This window comes from Streptomyces capparidis, from assembly GCF_054782095.1.
In genome coordinates this window covers 1-16905 of sequence record NZ_BAAGTD010000052.1, presented here as the reverse complement: position 1 = coordinate 16905, position 16905 = coordinate 1, and the positions used below count along the sequence as shown (strand labels likewise).

Annotated in this window: 13 protein-coding genes; 6 read left to right on the top strand and 7 right to left on the bottom strand. The window is 74.4% G+C overall.

Going from position 1 to position 16905, the window contains the following annotated elements:
• Positions 1-32: 32 nt before the first annotated feature.
• The 3 genes from ACYVO2_RS30915 to ACYVO2_RS30905 all read right to left on the bottom strand — a co-directional run bounded on the left by ACYVO2_RS30915 (position 33) and on the right by ACYVO2_RS30905 (position 3219).
• Complete coding sequence (locus tag ACYVO2_RS30915) at positions 33-1091, bottom strand: FecCD family ABC transporter permease (RefSeq protein WP_461011365.1); 1059 nt, start codon at positions 1089-1091, stop codon at positions 33-35.
• The gene (locus tag ACYVO2_RS30910) at positions 1088-2092 is read right to left on the bottom strand and encodes a FecCD family ABC transporter permease (protein WP_461011364.1); all 1005 of its coding nucleotides are present in this window, start codon (positions 2090-2092) and stop codon (positions 1088-1090) included. The genes ACYVO2_RS30915 and ACYVO2_RS30910 overlap by 4 nt, the downstream gene beginning before the upstream one ends.
• Before the next feature lie 77 nt (positions 2093-2169).
• Positions 2170-3219: an iron-siderophore ABC transporter substrate-binding protein gene (locus tag ACYVO2_RS30905; RefSeq protein WP_461011363.1), complete on the bottom strand. Its 1050-nt coding sequence runs from the start codon at positions 3217-3219 to the stop codon at positions 2170-2172.
• 218 nt (positions 3220-3437) lie between these two features.
• Between ACYVO2_RS30905 and ACYVO2_RS30900 the strand changes: the two genes are divergently transcribed.
• Together ACYVO2_RS30900 and guaD are read left to right on the top strand one after the other, a co-directional pair.
• Positions 3438-4709, top strand: a complete 1272-nt coding sequence (locus ACYVO2_RS30900; protein WP_461011362.1) for an oxygenase MpaB family protein — start codon at positions 3438-3440, stop codon at positions 4707-4709.
• A gap of 473 nt (positions 4710-5182) precedes the next feature.
• Complete coding sequence (guaD, locus tag ACYVO2_RS30895; protein ID WP_461011361.1) at positions 5183-6709, top strand: guanine deaminase; 1527 nt, start codon at positions 5183-5185, stop codon at positions 6707-6709.
• A 48-nt stretch (positions 6710-6757) separates the two neighbouring features.
• On the opposite strand, the gene ACYVO2_RS30890 is transcribed toward guaD, so the two are convergent.
• From ACYVO2_RS30890 to ACYVO2_RS30880, 3 genes are all read right to left on the bottom strand, one after another.
• A complete protein-coding gene (locus ACYVO2_RS30890) occupies positions 6758-7606 on the bottom strand; it encodes an MmyB family transcriptional regulator (protein ID WP_461011360.1) in 849 nt (282 codons plus the stop codon).
• A 119-nt stretch (positions 7607-7725) separates the two neighbouring features.
• A complete protein-coding gene (locus ACYVO2_RS30885) occupies positions 7726-9828 on the bottom strand; it encodes a discoidin domain-containing protein (protein WP_461011396.1) in 2103 nt (700 codons plus the stop codon).
• A gap of 291 nt (positions 9829-10119) precedes the next feature.
• Positions 10120-11409, bottom strand: coding sequence for an ROK family transcriptional regulator (locus ACYVO2_RS30880; protein WP_461011359.1), 1290 nt, complete (start codon positions 11407-11409; stop codon positions 10120-10122).
• A gap of 182 nt (positions 11410-11591) precedes the next feature.
• On the opposite strand from ACYVO2_RS30880, the gene ACYVO2_RS30875 reads away from it, so the two are divergent.
• From ACYVO2_RS30875 to ACYVO2_RS30860, 4 genes are all read left to right on the top strand, one after another.
• Complete coding sequence (locus ACYVO2_RS30875; protein ID WP_461011358.1) at positions 11592-12908, top strand: ABC transporter substrate-binding protein; 1317 nt, start codon at positions 11592-11594, stop codon at positions 12906-12908.
• Positions 12909-12919: 11 nt separating this feature from the next.
• A complete protein-coding gene (locus ACYVO2_RS30870) occupies positions 12920-13915 on the top strand; it encodes a carbohydrate ABC transporter permease (protein WP_461011357.1) in 996 nt (331 codons plus the stop codon).
• Complete coding sequence (locus ACYVO2_RS30865; RefSeq protein ID WP_461011356.1) at positions 13908-14789, top strand: carbohydrate ABC transporter permease; 882 nt, start codon at positions 13908-13910, stop codon at positions 14787-14789. The genes ACYVO2_RS30870 and ACYVO2_RS30865 overlap by 8 nt, the downstream gene beginning before the upstream one ends.
• A 109-nt stretch (positions 14790-14898) precedes the next feature.
• Complete coding sequence (locus tag ACYVO2_RS30860; protein WP_461011355.1) at positions 14899-16263, top strand: GH1 family beta-glucosidase; 1365 nt, start codon at positions 14899-14901, stop codon at positions 16261-16263.
• Positions 16264-16365: 102 nt separating this feature from the next.
• On the opposite strand, the gene ACYVO2_RS30855 is transcribed toward ACYVO2_RS30860, so the two are convergent.
• A partial coding sequence (locus tag ACYVO2_RS30855) for a DUF305 domain-containing protein (protein WP_461011354.1) occupies positions 16366-16905 on the bottom strand: 540 nt, incomplete at its 5' end.

The following is a 16905-nucleotide window of genomic DNA, read 5'->3' as shown; positions in this document are numbered from 1 at the left end:
GCCGCTGCTGTCCTCGGCGAGACGGTTGTCGGTCACGCGGCGCCTCCGGAGCGGGCACGGGAGCGGATGATCAGCCACATCAGGTAGGGGGCGCCGACCGCGGCGGTGAGCACGCCGACCGGCAGCTCGGTGGGGGAGAGCAGCACCCGCCCCAGCAGGTCGGCGACGACGACGATCAGCGCGCCCATCAGCATCGAGCAGGCCAGCGGCGTCTGGGCGGTCCGGGTGAGCCTGCGGGCGATCTGCGGGGCGAGCAGGGCGACGAAGTCGACGGGGCCGGCCGCGGCCGTCGCCAGCGAGGCGAGGACCACCCCGAGCGCGGTGAGGCCCAGCCGCAGCCGGCCGAGCCGGACGCCCAGCGCGGTCGCCGTGTCGTCGTCGAAGGAGGCCGTGCGCTGGGCGCGGGCCGCCCACAGCAGCGCCGGCGCCAGCGCCACCAGCGCCCACGCGAGCGGCTCCGCCTGGTCGTAGCCGCGGCCGTTCAGCGAGCCGGTGAGCCACACCTTGGCCTGCTGCGCGACGAGGAAGTCGCCCTTGGTCAGGAAGAGCCGGGTGAGCGAGCCCAGCGCCACGGAGATGCCGATGCCGATGAGCACGAAGCGCGCGGCGTGCAGCCCGCCCCGCCAGGCGAACAGGTACACCAGCAGCGCCGCGGACACGCCGCCGCCGACGGCCGCGTACGGCAGGTCGTCGTGGGCGGTGACGCCGAACGTCATCGCGGCGACGGTGGCCGCGCCCGCGCCGTGCGTCACCCCGATCACGTCGGGGCTGGCCAGCGGGTTGCGGGCCACGGTCTGGACGAGCGCGCCGGCGGCCCCGAACGCGGCGCCGACCAGCAGGCCCACCGTCAGCCGCGGCAGCCGCAGGGTGCCGACCACCAGCTCGTCGGGGCTGGGCTGCCCGAGGACGACCCGCACCACCTCCCCGGGGGGCACGAACGACTGCCCCACGCACAGGTAGGCCACGCAGGCGGCGGCGAGCAGCACGGCGAGCGCGACGGCGACCAGGGCCGCCCTGCGGTGCACCAGCAGGCTGCCGCGCCGCAGCCGCACCACGGTGTGCCCGGCGGGGCGCACGACGAGGCCGGTCATGCCGCCACCGCCGCCCTGCGCCGCACCAGCACCACCAGGAACGGCACGCCGAGCAGTGCCGTCATCACCGCGACCGGCACCTCCGAGGGCGGGAACAGGACGCGGCCCACCACGTCGGAGCCCAGCAGCATCACCGGCCCGAGCAGCGCGGCGAGCGGCAGCACCCAGCGGTGGGCGGTGCCGACCAGGGCCCGCGCGATGTGCGGCACGGCCAGGCCGGTGAACGCGATCGGGCCGACCGCGGCCACGGCGGCGCCGGTGAGCACGGTCGCGCCGAGCGCCCCCGAGGCGCGCACCAGCGCCACGTTGTGGCCGAGCGCCCTCGCGGTGTCCTCGCCGAGCGCGAGCGCGTCGAGCCCGCGGGCCACCACCGCCACGAGCAGCAGCCCCGCCAGCAGGAACGGCCAGGTCTGGTGGATGATCCCGGTGCCCCGGCCGCTCAGCGAGCCCACGTCCCAGTACCGGAACTCGTCCAGCGCGCGGGCGTTGGTGGTGACGATGCCGGAGACCACGGACGCCAGGAAGGCGTTCATCGCCGCCCCGGCCAGGGCCAGCTTCACCGGGGTGGCGCCGCCGCGGCCCCCGCTGGCCACCGCGTACACCGCGACGGCGGCGAGCCCCGCCCCCGCGAACGCGAACCACACGTACCCGGTGAGGCTGTGCACCCCGAAGAACGCGATCGCGCAGACCACGCCGAGCGAGGCGCCCTGGCTGACCCCGAGGATGCCGGGCTCGGCGATCGGGTTGCGGGTGATCCCCTGCATCACCGTGCCGGCCACGGCCAGGGCGACCCCGGCCATGACGCCGACGACGGTGCGGGGCACCCGCAGGGACCGCACCACTTGGGCGTCGTCGCTGCCGTCGCCGTGCAGCAGCGCGTCCAGGACGGTGCCCGGCGGTATCTGGCGGCTGCCGACGGCGAGGCTGAGCAGGACGGCGAGGAGCAGCAGCAGCACGCCCGAGCACAGCCAGGCGATGCGGCGCCGGGTCGCCTTGGACATGCGCGCTTCCTCCTCCAGCGGTCGTGCTGCGCGGGACCGGCCCGGCGGACGGGCGGGGGTCCGCCGAAGGGCCGGGCTCACCGCGTCAGGTACGTCTCCAGGTCGGCCACGACCTCCTCGGCCGCGGTCACGCCCAGGCCCAGGTACCAGGTCTCGTCCGGCACGTCGTGGGCGTGGCCGGCCTTGACCGCCTTCAGGTTCTTCCACAGCGGGTTGCCCTGGGCGGCGGACTTGTCGGTGGCCTTCGGGCTGCCGTAGACGCCGGTGAAGATGTAGTCGGCGTCGGCCTGGTCGATGTTCTCCGCGCTGATCTCGGCGGCGAGGTCGTCGATGTCCTGGTTCGCCGGCCGCGGGATCCCGGCGTCGGACAGGATCGTGCCGATGAACGAGGCGTTGGCGTAGAGGCGGATCACGCCGTCGGGCAGGTAGCGGACCATGGAGACGGTGGGCTTGTCCGGGCCGAGCCGGTCGCTGAGGGCCTTCACCTTGCGGTCGTACTCGGCGAGCTTCTCCTTCGCCTGCGCGGTCCTGTCCAGCGCGGCCGCGTTGAGGAGGTAGTTCTCCTTCCAGGTGAAGCCGGGCCGGATGGAGAAGACGGTCGGCGCGATCCGCGCGAGCTCGTCGTACATCTCGGCGGCGCGCAGTTGGCTGCCGAGGATCAGGTCCGGCTTCAGCGCGGCGATCGCCTCCAGGTTGAGGCTGTTGATCGTGCCCACCTCCGCCGGCTCGCCGGCGTCCTCCTTCAGGTAGGAGGGCAGGGTGGGGGAGCCCTCGGTGAGCGCGACGCCGACGGGCTCGACGTTCAGCGACACCACGTTGTCCAGCTCGCCGACGTCCAGGACGACGACGCGCTTCGGCTGCTTCTCGATCACCGTCCGGCCCATGGCGTGGGTGACGGTGCGCGGCCACTCGCCGGGCGCCGCGTCGGTGCCCATGGCGGCGGTCTTCCTCCCCGCGTCCGCGAAGTCCTTGCCGCCCTTCGCGACGGACTTCGAGTCCTTGGCCGCCGTGGTCTCCTTCCCGGCGCCGGACGCGCCGTCACCGTCCGAACCGCCGCACGCGGTGAGGGAGAGGGTGGCAACGACAGCGACGGCGACGGCGCGGATGCCGCGGCACCGGAGGGACATGACGGACTCCTGGGATTGTCCACACCGTGTGTGATCTTTAGGACAGGCTTACCTTACGCGGTCCCCGTGCCTCCGCCGCACGTCAGAGGTGTGGCTCTGGTCACTGGCCGCGGCCGGGGCGCCCGTGGCCGGGCACACCGGGTGACGGCGCGCGGGCGGGGAGGGGCCCGGCCGGCGCGGGCGTTGTCCACGCGCCCTCCCCGTGCCAGCATCCCGCCATGGCCGCACGCGAAGCGCACGCCGGTGACGCGCCGTCACCCTCTTCCGACCCCTCCGCACCGGCCGGCCCCGCAGTCCACCCCGGGCGTTTCCGCGCGACCGAGGCCCGCAACCGCCGCCTGGGCGTGCCGCTGCGCCTGGTCGCCCGGGTGGGCGCCCCGGACGAGGCGCTGCTTGACACCATCGGGCGCCGCCTGCTGGAGCGCGACGAGCCCGCCGCGGCGCTCGCCCGGGCCCTGCGCGCCGACGGCGCGGGCAAGGTGACGACGGCTCAGTTCCGGCGCGCCCTCGCCGAGGGGGTCGAGGCGGTGCCCGACGCCCCCGAGCCGCTGCGCGCCTTCTTCGCCGTGGTGGACCGCGTGCCCCCGTGGGTGGACTTCGACCTGGTCGAGGAGGGGGCCGGGGTCGCCCGGCGGTTCGGTGCCAACGGCGCCGACGTGCTGCTCCAGTTGACGCTCATCGGCTCCTACCGGTTCGCCGGGCCGCCGGACCTGCTGGCCGCCACCGGCGGCCTGACCGGCGGCGGAGCCGTCCGCAGGCTCGCCGAGACCCAGTACTGGGCGTTCGCCGCCACCGGCCGCGGCGCCCTGCGGCGCGGCGGGGAGGGCTTCCGGCTCACCGTCCACGTCCGCCTCATGCACGCCCTGGTCAACCACGCCTTCGAGACCGGCGGCCGATGGGACACCGCCCGCTGGGGCCTGCCGGTCAACCAGGCCGACCTGGCCGCCACCCTCGGCCTGTTCAGCGGCGTGCAACTGCTCGGCGTGCGCATGCTGGGAGTGCCGGTCGGCCGCCGCGACTCGCGGGCCTTCATGCACCTGTGGAAGTACGTGGGCCTGCTGCTCGGCGTGGACGAGGACTGGCTGTGCGACACCGAGGCGGAGCAGCACCGCCTCAACTACCACCATCTGCTGGCCCAGTGCTACGGCAGCGCCGCGGGGCCGCCGCTGGCGAACGCCCTGGTCGCCGCGCAGGCCGCCGTTCACCGCGGGCGGTTCGCGCGGCTGCGCGGCGCGTACGCCCGCGCCCGGCTGCTGAGCATGCTCCGGTACTTCCTCGGCGCCCGGGGGATGCGCGACCTGGGCCTGCCCGCCGCCCTGCCGTGGGCGGTGCCCCCGATCGTCGCCGCCAACACCGTCCGCTACCGCGTCCTGGGCCGCACCCCGCCCGGCCGCCGAGCCCTCCGGCGCTGGGGCGACCGCTCGTCCCTGGCCGTCGTCGCCCGCTCCTTCGGCGGGGAGGTGCCCGAGGTGGGGCCGCTGGTCCCGTGACGGCCGGGAGCGGCTCCCCGGCGCGACGGCCCTTTCCCGGGGGGCGTGTGTGACGCGCGCCCGCCGCCACCGCGCCGTACCGGCGCGGGGCGAGATCCCCGCCGGGGGTGACCACCGCGGGCGGGGATCTCACCCGGGCCCACGGCATCGTCGTCGGGGCCGTCACCAGGCGGTGTTCCAGCGTCAGGTCGCCGACGGTGACGGGGGACCACAAGGGGGTGGGCACACCGGTCCCCTCGTCCGCCCGGCCCGTCCCCACCGCCATTCGTGTGACCGACCACGCGTACGCAGCACGGCCATGTGGCCGGCCAAGCACGGGCGCGCGGGCAGCCGCCCCCCGGCAGAGCCCGCCCGAGGACGGCGGCGGGGAACCGGTGCCCCGCCGGTGCCGACTGGCCCGACGGAGTGACGTGCGCGGTGTCACCGGCGTCCGGGCCCTCAAGCCCCGCCTCGCGGGCGCCGATAGGCCGGGCATGATCATGGATGAGCGTGAAGCACCGCGGTGGGACAGACGACGCTTCCTCGCCGGCACCGGACTCGCCGGCACCCTCGGGCTCGCCGGGGCGCTGGGCGGCCGCGAGGCGGCGGCGCACTCGGGCGGCGGACGGCGGACCACCGTGTTCCACGGCACCGTCCTGCACTTCACCGGCGACCCGTGGGTGCCCGGCCGGGAGGGCGAGGACGACCCGGGCGCGTACCGGCTGTTCGACCCCGGCGCGCTCGTGGTCCGCGACGGCACGGTGGTGTGGGCGGGCCACCGCCACAAGGTGCCGGCCGGGCTGGCGCGCCACGCCCACGTCGTCGACCACCGGGGCAAGCTGATCGTGCCCGGCTTCGTCGACTGCCACGTCCACAGCGGGCAGGTCGACTCCATCGCCAGCCCCGGCGGGCAGTTGCTGCCCTGGCTGCGCGACTACATGTACCCCTCGGAGATGCGGTTCGCCGACCCCGGGTACGCCCGCCGGGCCGCCGCGTTCTTCCTCGACACCCTCCTCGCCGCCGGCACCACGACGGCGAGCGTCTACACCACCACCCACGCCCACGCCGCGCACGCGCTGTTCGCCGAGGCGCACCGGCGCGGCCTGTGCCTGGTGACGGGCAAGGTCCTCATGGACGACGGCGCCGTCTCCGAGGGCGGGGCCGTCCCCGACGCCTACCTCGACCGCAGCGTCCGGCAGGCCGAGGCCGACACCCGGGCGCTGATCGACAAGTGGCACTTCAACGGGCGGCTGCGCTACGCCGTCACCCCGCGCTTCCCGCTCACCTCCACCCTGGCCGCGCTGCGGATGGCCGGCAGGCTGTACCGGGAGGCGCTGGACACCGGCCGGCCCCTGTGGGTGCAGGGCCACCTGGCGGAGAACCGCGACGAGGTGGACGAGGTCATGCGGAAGTTCCACGACCGGCTGCGGCCCCGCTCGTACCTGGACGTCTACGACAAGTGCGGCCTGGTCGGCCCCCGCAGCATGTGGGGGCACTCCGTGTGGATCGACGACACCGACCGCCGCCGGCTCGCCGAGACCGGGGCCGGGGTGGCCTTCAACCCCACCTCCAACCTGTTCCTGGGCAGCGGCCTGTTCGGCCTGCGCCGCGCCTCCCGGGCGGGCGTGCGGGTGGGCCTGGGGACCGACGTCGGCGGCGGCACCAGCTACTCGCTGCTGCGGACGATGGGCGAGGCGTACAAGGTCGTCGCCATGGGCAACACCTACCCCGAGCGCGTCCCCGAGGACCGGCGGGCGACCCTGACCGGGCTGCGCGCCTTCTACCTGGCCACCCTCGGCGGCGCCCGCGCCCTGTGCCTGGACGACCGCGTCGGCAGTTTCCGCGCGGGCCGGGACGCGGACTTCGTGGTGCTGGACTGGGCGGCCACCCCCGTGCTCAAGCGCCGCACGGAGGCGGCCCGGGACTTCCGCGAGCGCCTGTTCGTGCTGGCCACCCTCGGTGACGAGCGGGCGGTGGCCCGCACCTATGTGCGGGGCAAGCAGGTGGCGCACCGCGGGTGAGCCGCGCCGGGGCCGCCACCGGGCGGGCGGCGCCGGCCGCCCGCCCGGTCAGGGCTCCGTCGCCGGCACGCGCTGCGCCCCCAGCACGTCCAGCAGCGCCAACCGCTCGGCGCCCGCGCTGCCCGGCGGGGCGGTGAACCACAGCAGGCGCTGGCGGCCGTCCTCGCTGAACAGGCTGTGGCAGTCCAGCTCGATCACCCCGAGCCGGGGGTGGACGATCCGCTTGCGGTCCGTGCGGCGCAGCGCCACGTCGCGGGTGTCCCACAGCTCGGCGAACTCCCGGCTGCGCCGCCGCAGCGCGGCCACCATCCCCGCCACCTCCGCGTCGCCGCCGCGGCGCGCGGACACCGCCCGCAGGTCGGCCACGAAGACCCGGGAGTGGTGGGGGTGGTCCTCGGCCGGGTACAGCGCCCGGGACGCGGGGTCGGTGAACCAGCGGAAGACGAAGCCCGCCGCGGGACCGCGCTCGCCCGGCGCCTCGCCGAGCAGCGCCACCGCGAGCCGGTTCTGCGCCAGGGTCTCGTGCAGGTCGGTGATGACCTGCGCGGGCGTGGTGGTGAGCCGGTCCAGCAGGCCGAGCAGCGCCGGCTGGACGTGTCCCGCGGCGCCGTGGACGGGCGGCGCGGCGTGGCCGGCGAGGTGGAACAGGTGGTCCCGCTCGTCCCGGTCGAGACGCAGCGCGCGGGCCAGGGCGGCGAGCATCTGCGCCGACGGCTGGGCGCCGCGGCCGCGCTCCAGCTCGGTGTAGTAGTCCGCGGACGCGCCCGCGAGCCGGGCGACCTCGTCGCGCCGCAGCCCCGGCACCCGGCGGCGCGGGCCGGTGGGCAGGCCCACGTCGGAGGGTTTGATCCGGTCGCGGCGCGACTTGAGGAAGGCGGCGAGTTCGGGCAGGTCCACCCCTCCATCCTCGCGCGCGCCCGCCCCGCGCGGCCAGGGCCCCCGGGCACGGCCCCGCGCCCGCCGCACCGCGCCCCGACCGCGCAGGGCGGTCGGGGCGCGGGCTCAGCGCCGCGCCGTCACGGGTAGGACACCACCACCGACGGGACGGTGGACGTGCCCGACGTGGGGGAGCCGGTGTTGTTGATCACGTGCTCGTACTGGCCGTGGCCGCCGAGGGAGACCACCAGCAGGTGGTGGAAGCGCACCCCCGGCTTGACCGGTGCCGCGAACCCGTGGTCCTGGCGGATCGTCGGGTCCGTGGAGTAGTAGCAGTAGCTGCCCATGCCCCAGCCCTCGTGGGTGTTCACCGAGTCGGCCACCTTGTAGGCGGCGTAGCCCTTGGTGCTGCCGTTCTGGATGGCCGCCTGGTTGGGGGCGTCGTACGCCTTCTCGTTCTGGAAGAAGATCGTCCTGCCCCGCTCGCCGTACCACTCCACGTCGTACTTGTTGAAGTGCTCGGCGAACAGGCCGGTGGCCAGGACGTCGTCGCCGTTGACGCGCAGCCCGTAGTCGGCCCGGTTCAGGTCCCAGCCGACGCCGTCCCCGTGGTCGGCGCGCCACAGCCAGGTGTGGTCGATGAGCACGTCGTCGCTGTTGACGACCACGGCGGTGCCCGCCTTGCCGACGCCGGAGCCGCCGACGCGCACGAACACGTCCTGGAGCGAGGTCGGGTTGGCCGAGTGGTCGGCGCTCGCGCCGTCCGGGCCCACCTGGACCAGCACCGGGGAGTGGACCGGGCCCGCGTCGATGAGCAGCCCGGCCAGCCGGACGCCGTCCACGTCGGCCACCTTCACCGCGGTGGTGCCGCCCTCCGGGACGATGGTGGCCAGGCCGAGGCCCAGCACCACGGTGTCGGGGCGGTTGACCTCGATGGGCCGGTCCACGCGGTGGATGCCCGGGGTGAACAGCAGGTGCAGGCCCTGGGCGAGGGCCGCGTTGATGGTGGCGGCGCCGGTGCCGGGCTTGACCACGTAGAACCGGCTCAGCGGCAGCGAGGTGCCCTGCGGGGCGCCGCCGCCCCAGGACGGGCCGCGGGCGTTGGTCCGCTTGGCGGGGACGAACACCCTGTAGTCGTTGCCGTCCAGGTACAGGAACGGCTTCTCCCGGGAGACCGGCGTGGTCTCCAGCGTGGTGTACGGCGGGTTGGGGAACGACTGGGCGGGCGCGCCCTGCACCCCGGAGAAGACCATGTTCCACACGGCGTTGGTCCAGCCGCCCACCGAGCTGTCCCGGGTGTACCACTGCTGCTGCGAGTAGGGGCCGACCGTGCCGTCCACCTTGCTGTCCGCGATGTAGCCGCCGCTGGCCCAGCCGTAGCCGTCGGGCGCCAGGTTCAGGTTGCCCTTGACGTGCATGCGGCGGAACGGCGCGGCCTGCGACACCGCCCAGCGGTTGGTGCCGTTCACCGGGTTCAGCGCCAGGTTCTCCGCGCCGCGCCAGAAGTTCTGGGTGGCGTTGCCGTTGAACCAGCCCGCGTCCACGGTCACGTCGCCGTTGAAGGTGGTGTCGTCGGGGGAGAGGCCGAGCCCGGCGATGGTGGTGTAGAAGCCGAGGTTGGCGTTGATGTTGTGGTAGGTGCCGGGCTTGAACAGCAGGGCGTACCGCCCGGTGCCGAACTGCGCGGACTCCTGGCGCCGGAAGATCTCGTCCAGCCTGCCCTGGATGTTCGGCGTGGACGGATCGAAGACCAGCACATTGGGGCCGAGGTCGCCGCCGCCGGGCAGGCTGCCGCCGCCGATGGTGCCGTGGACCTGGAACTCCCACAGCGAGTAGCCCCACTGGGTGGCCCGGGTCGTGCCGTGCACCCGCACGTAGCGGGCGTCGCCGGAGACGTTCAGCGTCTCGGTGCCGCCCGCGCCCGTGGTGGTGGAGTGGGCCGTGGACCAGGTGCCGCCGTCCGTGGAGAACTCGATCCGGTACGCCTTGGCGTACGCCGTCTCCCACCGCAGGACCACCTGGCTGACCGCGGCCGTGGCGCCGAGGTCCACCCGGATCCACTGCGGGTCGGAGGCGGCGCTGGACCAGCGGGTTCCGTTGTCGCCGTCCACCGCGGCGGTGGCCGGGGTGCCGGCGTTCTCCTGGCTGGACGCCTCCACGGGCCTGCCCTGCGAGAGCAGGGCGGGGGCGGCGTGCGCCGGGGCGCCGGGGACGCACATCAGCACTGCGCCGAGCAGGGCCATGACAATCAGGGCGGCCGGGCCGCGCCGGGGCGGCGGTGCCCGGTGCGCCGCGGGCACGCCGGGGGAGGGAAGTGGCATGGGGTCTCCTGAGGATGACGGACTGCGGGTGTCTGCGTTCGCCTTGCGGAAGAGGTCGGAGCACACCACGTACAAGAAGTGAAGGAACAGGCTCCGAGAGAGCGCTCTCCTGCCAGGGATGGTTCTCGTACCGCCGCTTTCCCGTCAAGAGTTGTGCACGGACCGTCCTTGGGAACTCCCCATTCCGGCGCGCCGCGCACCGCTCGCGCCCGCTCAGTGCGCCGTCCGCTCCTCCACCACGCTGCGCCAGGCCGGCCCCCCGGGCCGCGCCTCGGCCCTGGCCCGCTGCCCGCCGCGGGCGAAGAAGTCCGCGAGCGGCAGCGTGGCCGCGCCGACGGTCACCGCGTCGGGGCCCAGCTTGCCCAGGTCCACCGTCACCCGCCCGGCCGGGTGGCGCAGCGCGTACGCGGTGGCGTGCTCGCGCACCGCGGGCAGGAAGCGCGCGCCGAGCTGGAGGCCGGCCCAGCCGCCGATCAGGATCCGCTCCGGCTGGAACAGGTTGATCAGGTCGGACAGGCCCGCGCCCAGGTACTCGGCGGTCTCCGCGAGCACCCCGTGGGCCACCGGGTCGGGCGCCGCGCCGCCCTCCGGGTGGGCGGCGGCCAGCAGCGCGGCCAGGGCGGTCTCCTCGTCGGCGCCGAGCGGCGGCCGCCCTCCCGCCTCCCGCCACCGCGCCACCAGCGCCTCGGCCCCGGCGTACGCCTCCAGGCAGCCCAGGGCGCCGCACCGGCAGCGCCGTCCGCCCACCCGCACCGTCAGGTGCCCCCACTCCACGGCCCGGCCGTGCTCGTCGTCCTCGCCGACCACGCACGCGCCCACGCCGGAGCCGAACAGCACGACGACCGCGCTGCGCGCCCCGCGGCCCGCGCCGAACCACATCTCGGCCTGGCCGAGGGTCTTGGCGCCGTTGTCGATGAAGTACGGGACCTCGCCGGGCAGCCTGCGGGTGGCGCGCAGCAGCTCCTCCAGCGGGACGGCGTCCCAGCCGATGGTCTGGCCGTGCACGACCGCGCCGCGCTCGGGGGTGCGCTCCACGATGCCGGGCACGCCCACGCCCGCGCCGAGCAGCCTGCCCGGCGGCACGCCCGCGCCCGCCAGCACCTCGGCGATGCCGTCGCCGATGTGGTTCACCACGGTGGCCACGTCGTAGCCGCGGTCGGCCAGCGGCCGCTCGGCTCGGGCCAGTTCGGTCAGGGTGAGGTCGAACAGCTCCACCCGCACCCTGGTCTCGCCCACGTCCACGCCGATCAGGCAGCCGCTGTCGGGGGTGACCCGCAGCAGGATCCTGGGGCGTCCGCCGTCGGAGTCCACGCTGCCCGCCTCCTCGACCAGCCCCTCGGCGAGCAGTTCGGCGACGACGTTGCTGATCGAGCCGGAGCTGAGCCCGGTGGCGGGCCCCAGCTCCTGGCGGCTCGCCGGGCCGTCGAAATACAGCCGCCGCAGCACCGCGCTGCGGTTGCCGCGCCGCAGGTCACGGACTGTCCGTCGGTCGCGCGCTGCCATGTGGCTCCTTCCGGCCTTACAGGTCCTCGCAAGATACCGCTGCGCGACGTCTTGACGCGCCCTTTTCCGCAGGATTAACTCACGCTCTAAATTAAGCCGTGAGGGCGTTCATGACTCGAACGCCGCGCCGTTCCGGCGTGTCCTCGCGGAAGTTCCGCCTGCCGGAAGGGACCCCTGGAGCCATGCGCAGTTTCCGAGCCGTCGCCGCCGGTGCAGCCGCCCTCAGCCTGATGGCGGGGGTGAGCGCCTGCGGCGGCGGATCGTCCACGGGCGGAGGGTCCGACGACTCGCCCAAGACCCTCACCTACTGGGCCTCCAACCAGGGCCCCAACCTCGAGGCGGACAAGAAGGTCCTCGAACCGGAGCTGAAGAAGTTCGAGCAGCGCACCGGGATCAAGGTCAAGCTCGAGGTCGTCCCCTGGACCGACCTGCTCAACCGGATCCTGACCGCCACCACCTCCGGCCAGGGGCCGGACGTGCTCAACATCGGCAACACCTGGTCCGCCTCGCTCCAGGCCAGCGGCGCGCTCCTGCCCTGGGACGACGCCGCGTTCGGCAGGATCGGCGGCAAGGACCGCTTCGTGGCGTCCGCCCTCGGCTCCACCGGCGCCGAGGGCGCCGACCCCGCCGCGGTGCCGCTGTACTCCATGGCCTACGCGCTCTACTACAACAAGAAGATGTTCGAGCAGGCGGGCATCGACAAGCCGCCCGCCACCTGGGACGAACTCGTCGCCGACGGCAAGCGGATCAGCAAGAACGGCAAGTGGGGCCTGGGCGCCGAGGGGTCCAACCTGGCCAACAACATCCACCAGATCTTCGTCCTCGGCAAGCAGCACGGCGCCGACTTCTTCGACGCCCAGGGCAAGCCCGACTTCACCTCCGACGGCGCCGTCGCCGCAGTCAAGCAGTACGTGGACCTCATGGCCGAGCACCGCGTCATCGCCCCCGGCAACGCCGAGTACGCGCAGAACCAGTCGCTCGGCGACTTCGCCAGGGACAAGACCGCGATGGTGCTGTGGCAGTCCCCGGCGACCACCTTCCAGGCCCAGGGCATGAGCGACGACGAGTGGGGCGTCGCCCCCGTGCCCGTGCCCTCCGGCGCCCCCGGCCAGGGAACGTCCGTCAACTCCATGGTCGCCGGCATCAACCTCGCCGTGTTCAAGAACACCCGCAACACCGACGGCGCCATCGAGTTCGTGAAGTTCATGACCAGCGACGAGGAGCAGCGCATCCTCAACAAGAGCTACGGCTCCATCCCGCCGGTCAAGGCCGCCCAGGACGACCCGGCGTTCGGCACCCCCACCATGAAGGTGCTGCGCGACACCCTCGCCACCAGCGCCGCCCCGCTGCCGCAGGTCCCCGAGGAGTCGCAGTTCGAGACCACCGTCGGCACCGCCGCCAAGGAGCTGTTCGCCGAGGCCGCATCCGGCAGGCGGATCACCACCGAGTCGGTCCGGGCCAAGCTCGCCAAGGCCCAGCAGCAGATGCCGGCGAAGTGAGCGCCCGCACCATGACCGCCACCACCGCCGAAGACGCCCCCGGCCGGGCGGTGCGCGAGAACTCCCCCCGGCCGGCGCGCCGCGGCCGCCGGCCGGGGCGGATCCGCCGGATCGGCCTGCCCTACCTGCTGCTCCTCCCCGCGCTGCTGCTCGAACTCCTCGTCCATCTCGTGCCGATGGCCATCGGCGTCCTGATGAGCTTCAAGCAGCTCACCCAGTTCTTCATCCGCGACTGGACCACCGCGCCGTGGACCGGCCTGGACAACTACCGCCTCGCCGTGGACTTCGACGCGCCCGTCGGCGAGGCGCTGCTGAAGTCCTTCCTGGTCACCTGCGCCTTCACCGTCTGCTCCGTCGGTCTGTGCTGGCTGCTGGGCACCGCCACCGCCGTGTTCATGCAGGAGAACTTCCGCGGCCGCGGCCTGCTGCGGGCGCTGTTCCTGGTGCCCTACGCGCTGCCGGTGTACGCGGCCGTCATCACCTGGGCGTTCATGTTCCAGCACGAGAACGGCCTGGTGAACCATGTGCTGCACGACCAGCTCGGCCTCACCGACAAGCGCCCGTTCTGGCTGATCGGCGACAACGCCTTCATCGCCCTGCTCACCGTCTCGGTGTGGAAGGGCTGGCCGTTCGCCTTCCTCATCGTCATGGCCGGGCTCCAGAACATCCCCCGGGAGATGTACGAGGCCGCCTCCCTGGACGGGGCCGGCATGTGGCAGCAGTTGCGCCGCATCACCCTGCCGTCGCTGCGGCCGGTCAACCAGGTGCTGGTGCTGGTGCTGTTCCTGTGGACGTTCAACGACTTCAACACGCCCTTCGTGCTGTTCGGCAAGTCCGCGCCGGAGTCCGCCGACCTCATCTCCGTCCACGTCTACCAGTCCTCGTTCGTCACCTGGAACTTCGGCACCGGCTCGGCCATGTCCGTCCTGCTGCTGCTGTTCCTGCTGCTGGTCACCTGCGGGTACCTGCTGCTCACCTCGCGGGGAAGGAAGTCCGCCGATGCCTAGCGCGCACCCCCCGGCCCGTGCGCGGCGCTCGCCCACCGCGCCCCCGCGCTCCTTCCTGTGGGCGCGCCGGATCTTCCTGACGCTGCTCAGCGGCTTCGTGCTGCTGCCGGTGTACGTCATGCTCTCCAGCTCCCTCAAGCCGCTCCAGGACGTCTCCGGCTCCTTCCGGTGGCTGCCCAGCGGGCTGACCTGGCGCCCGTACAAGGACATCTGGCAGACCGTGCCGCTCGGCAGGTACTTCGTGAACTCGCTGGTGGTGGCGAGCGCGGCCACCGTGGCCTCGGTGGTGGTCGCGGTGTTCGCCGCCTACGCGGTGAGCCGCTACGACTTCCCCGGCAAGCGCGTCTTCAGCGTCACCGTGCTGTCCACCCAGATGGTCCCCGGCATCCTTTTCCTGCTGCCGCTGTTCCTCATCTACGTCAACATCGGCAACGCCACCGGCATCGCCCTGTTCGGCTCCCGCGGCGGCCTCGTCCTCACCTACCTCACCTTCTCGCTGCCGTTCTCCGTGTGGATGCTGATCGGCTACTTCGACTCGATCCCGCGCGACCTGGACGAGGCCGCCAAGGTGGACGGCTGCGGCCCGATCGGGGCGCTGCTGCGCGTGGTGGTGCCCGCCGCCGTGCCCGGCATCGTCGCCGTCGCCGTCTACGCGTTCATGACCGCCTGGGGAGAGGTGCTGTTCGCCTCGGTGATGACCAACGACACCACCCGCACCCTGGCCGTCGGCCTCCAGGGCTACTCCACGCAGAACGACGTGTACTGGAACCAGGTCATGGCTGCGTCCCTGGTCGTCAGCGTCCCCGTGGTCGCCGGCTTCCTGCTGCTCCAGCGCTACCTGGTGGCCGGGCTGACCGCGGGAGCCGTCAAGTGAGCCGCCCCGGACGCCCCCGCGCGCGCCGTCCGAGCCGCCGCCCCGTCGCCGCACCGCGCCGCACCCCTGTGCCGCACCTCGTGCCGCACCCCGTTTCGAAAGGACATCCGTGACCGTCTCCATCGACCTCGCCGCCTTCCCCTCCGACTTCGCGTGGGGCACGGCCACGTCGGCGTACCAGATCGAGGGGGCCGTCGCGGAGGGAGGCCGCTCGCCGTCCATCTGGGACACCTTCTCGCACACCCCCGGGGCCATCGACAACGACGACCACGGGGACGTGGCCTGCGACCACTACCACCGCTGGCCCGAGGACATCGCCCTGATGCGGCGGCTGGGCACCAACGCCTACCGGTTCTCCGTGGCCTGGCCCCGGGTGGTGCCCGGCGGGCAGGGGCCGGTCAACCGCGAGGGCCTGGACTTCTACGACCGGCTCACCGACGCCCTGCTCGAAGCGGGCATCACCCCCTCGGTGACCGTCTACCACTGGGACCTGCCGCAGGTCCTCCAGGACCGCGGCGGCTGGCCCGAGCGGGACACCGCGCTCCACTTCGCCGCGTACGCCTCCGCCGTCGCCGAGCGCCTCGGGGACCGGGTGCGGCACTGGGCCACTCTCAACGAGCCGCTGTGCTCGGCGTGGATCGGCCACCTCGAGGGCCGGATGGCGCCCGGCTGGACGGACCTGACCGCCGCCGTGCGCGCCTCCTACCACCTGCTGCTCGGCCACGGCCTGGCCGCCCAGGCGATCCGCGCCGCCGCGCCGGGCGCCGCGGTCGGCATCGTCAACAACCTCTCCACCGTGGCGCCCGCCACCGACCGCCCCGAGGACCTGGCGGCCGCCCGCCGCATGGACGGCCACACCAACCGCTGGTGGCTCGACCCGGTGCACGGCCGCGGCTTCCCCGCCGACATGCGCGAGGTGTACGGCGTGGACCTGCCCGAGCGGCCCGGCGACGACGGCGTCATCGCCCAGCCCCTGGACTGGCTGGGCCTGAACTACTACTTCCCGGCCGTGGTCACCGACGACCCGCGGGGCCCCGCGCCCTTCGCCCGCCAGATCCGCCGCCCCGGCGTGGAGCGCACCGGCATGGACTGGGAGGTGGACGCGGACGGCATCGAGGCGCTGCTGCTGCGGCTCACCGAGGAGTACGGCGCCCGCTCCCTGTACGTCACCGAGAACGGCTCCGCCTACCCCGACCGGGTCGCCCCCGACGGCTCGGTGCCCGACCCCGAGCGCGCCGCCTACCTGGAGCGGCACCTGGCCGCGTGCGCGAGCGCGGCCCGCAAGGGGGCGCCGCTCGCCGGGTACTTCGCCTGGTCCCTGCTGGACAACTTCGAGTGGGCCTACGGCTACGACAAGCGGTTCGGCCTCGTCCACGTCGACTACCGCACCCAGCGGCGGACGGTGAAGGGCAGTGGCCACCGCTACGCGGAGATCATCCGCGGCCATCGCGCGCTGGGGCGCAGTGCCGCCTGACCCGCGCCGCCCCGCCCGGCGCCCCGCCCGCCGCCCCGTCCCGCGGCCCGGCCCGCGCCGGGCCGCAGGCGCCCGGGCGCCGTGCCGCGGCCCGCGGGCCCGTCAGGACGGCATGCTCCGCGCCAGGCCGTCCGCGGTCCGCTCCACGTCCCGGGCCAGGCGCCCGACCGCGGGGTCGGACCCGGCGGCGCGCCGCGCGCGGGACAGGTGCCGGGCCTGGTCGAGGTGCTCGCGCAGCGCCGCCCGCAGCAGGCGGTCGAACGCGGCGCCCCGGGACGCCTCCAGGGTCCGCAGCTCCGCGGCGCCGACCATGCCGGGCATGTCGTGGCCCTCGTGCGGATCGGGGCCGGTGACGCGCGCGGCGGCGAGCAGCTCCCGCACCCGGGCGAGCTGCGCGCGGTGTCCCGCGGCGGCCGACTCGGCCCACCGCGCCAGTCGCGCGTCGGCGCCGCGCCCGGGGGCCAGGCCCATCAGGTGCAGGGCCTGCTCGTCCATGGCGGCGAGCAACTGCAACCAGGCGATGTCGGTGGCGTTCGGCCCCGCGGTGGCGTCCGCCCGCGCGGGCCCGGAGCCGACCGCCCGGGCCGGCGGGGCGGCGCGCGGCGGGGCGGCGGCACCGGACGCGCCGCCGCTCGCGCCGTC

Bases quoted from the DNA above. Each gene is read 5' to 3' on its own strand.
- ACYVO2_RS30915 (WP_461011365.1), bottom strand. From the start codon at position 1,091: ATGACCGGCCTCGTCGTGCGCCCCGCCGGGCACACCGTGGTGCGGCTG.
- ACYVO2_RS30910 (WP_461011364.1), bottom strand. From the start codon at position 2,092: ATGTCCAAGGCGACCCGGCGCCGCATCGCCTGGCTGTGCTCGGGCGTG.
- ACYVO2_RS30905 (WP_461011363.1), bottom strand. From the start codon at position 3,219: ATGTCCCTCCGGTGCCGCGGCATCCGCGCCGTCGCCGTCGCTGTCGTT.
- ACYVO2_RS30900 (WP_461011362.1), top strand. From the start codon at position 3,438: ATGGCCGCACGCGAAGCGCACGCCGGTGACGCGCCGTCACCCTCTTCC.
- guaD (WP_461011361.1), top strand. From the start codon at position 5,183: ATGATCATGGATGAGCGTGAAGCACCGCGGTGGGACAGACGACGCTTC.
- ACYVO2_RS30885 (WP_461011396.1), bottom strand. From the start codon at position 9,828: ATGGCCCTGCTCGGCGCAGTGCTGATGTGCGTCCCCGGCGCCCCGGCG.
- ACYVO2_RS30880 (WP_461011359.1), bottom strand. From the start codon at position 11,409: ATGGCAGCGCGCGACCGACGGACAGTCCGTGACCTGCGGCGCGGCAAC.
- ACYVO2_RS30875 (WP_461011358.1), top strand. From the start codon at position 11,592: ATGCGCAGTTTCCGAGCCGTCGCCGCCGGTGCAGCCGCCCTCAGCCTG.
- ACYVO2_RS30870 (WP_461011357.1), top strand. From the start codon at position 12,920: ATGACCGCCACCACCGCCGAAGACGCCCCCGGCCGGGCGGTGCGCGAG.
- ACYVO2_RS30865 (WP_461011356.1), top strand. From the start codon at position 13,908: ATGCCTAGCGCGCACCCCCCGGCCCGTGCGCGGCGCTCGCCCACCGCG.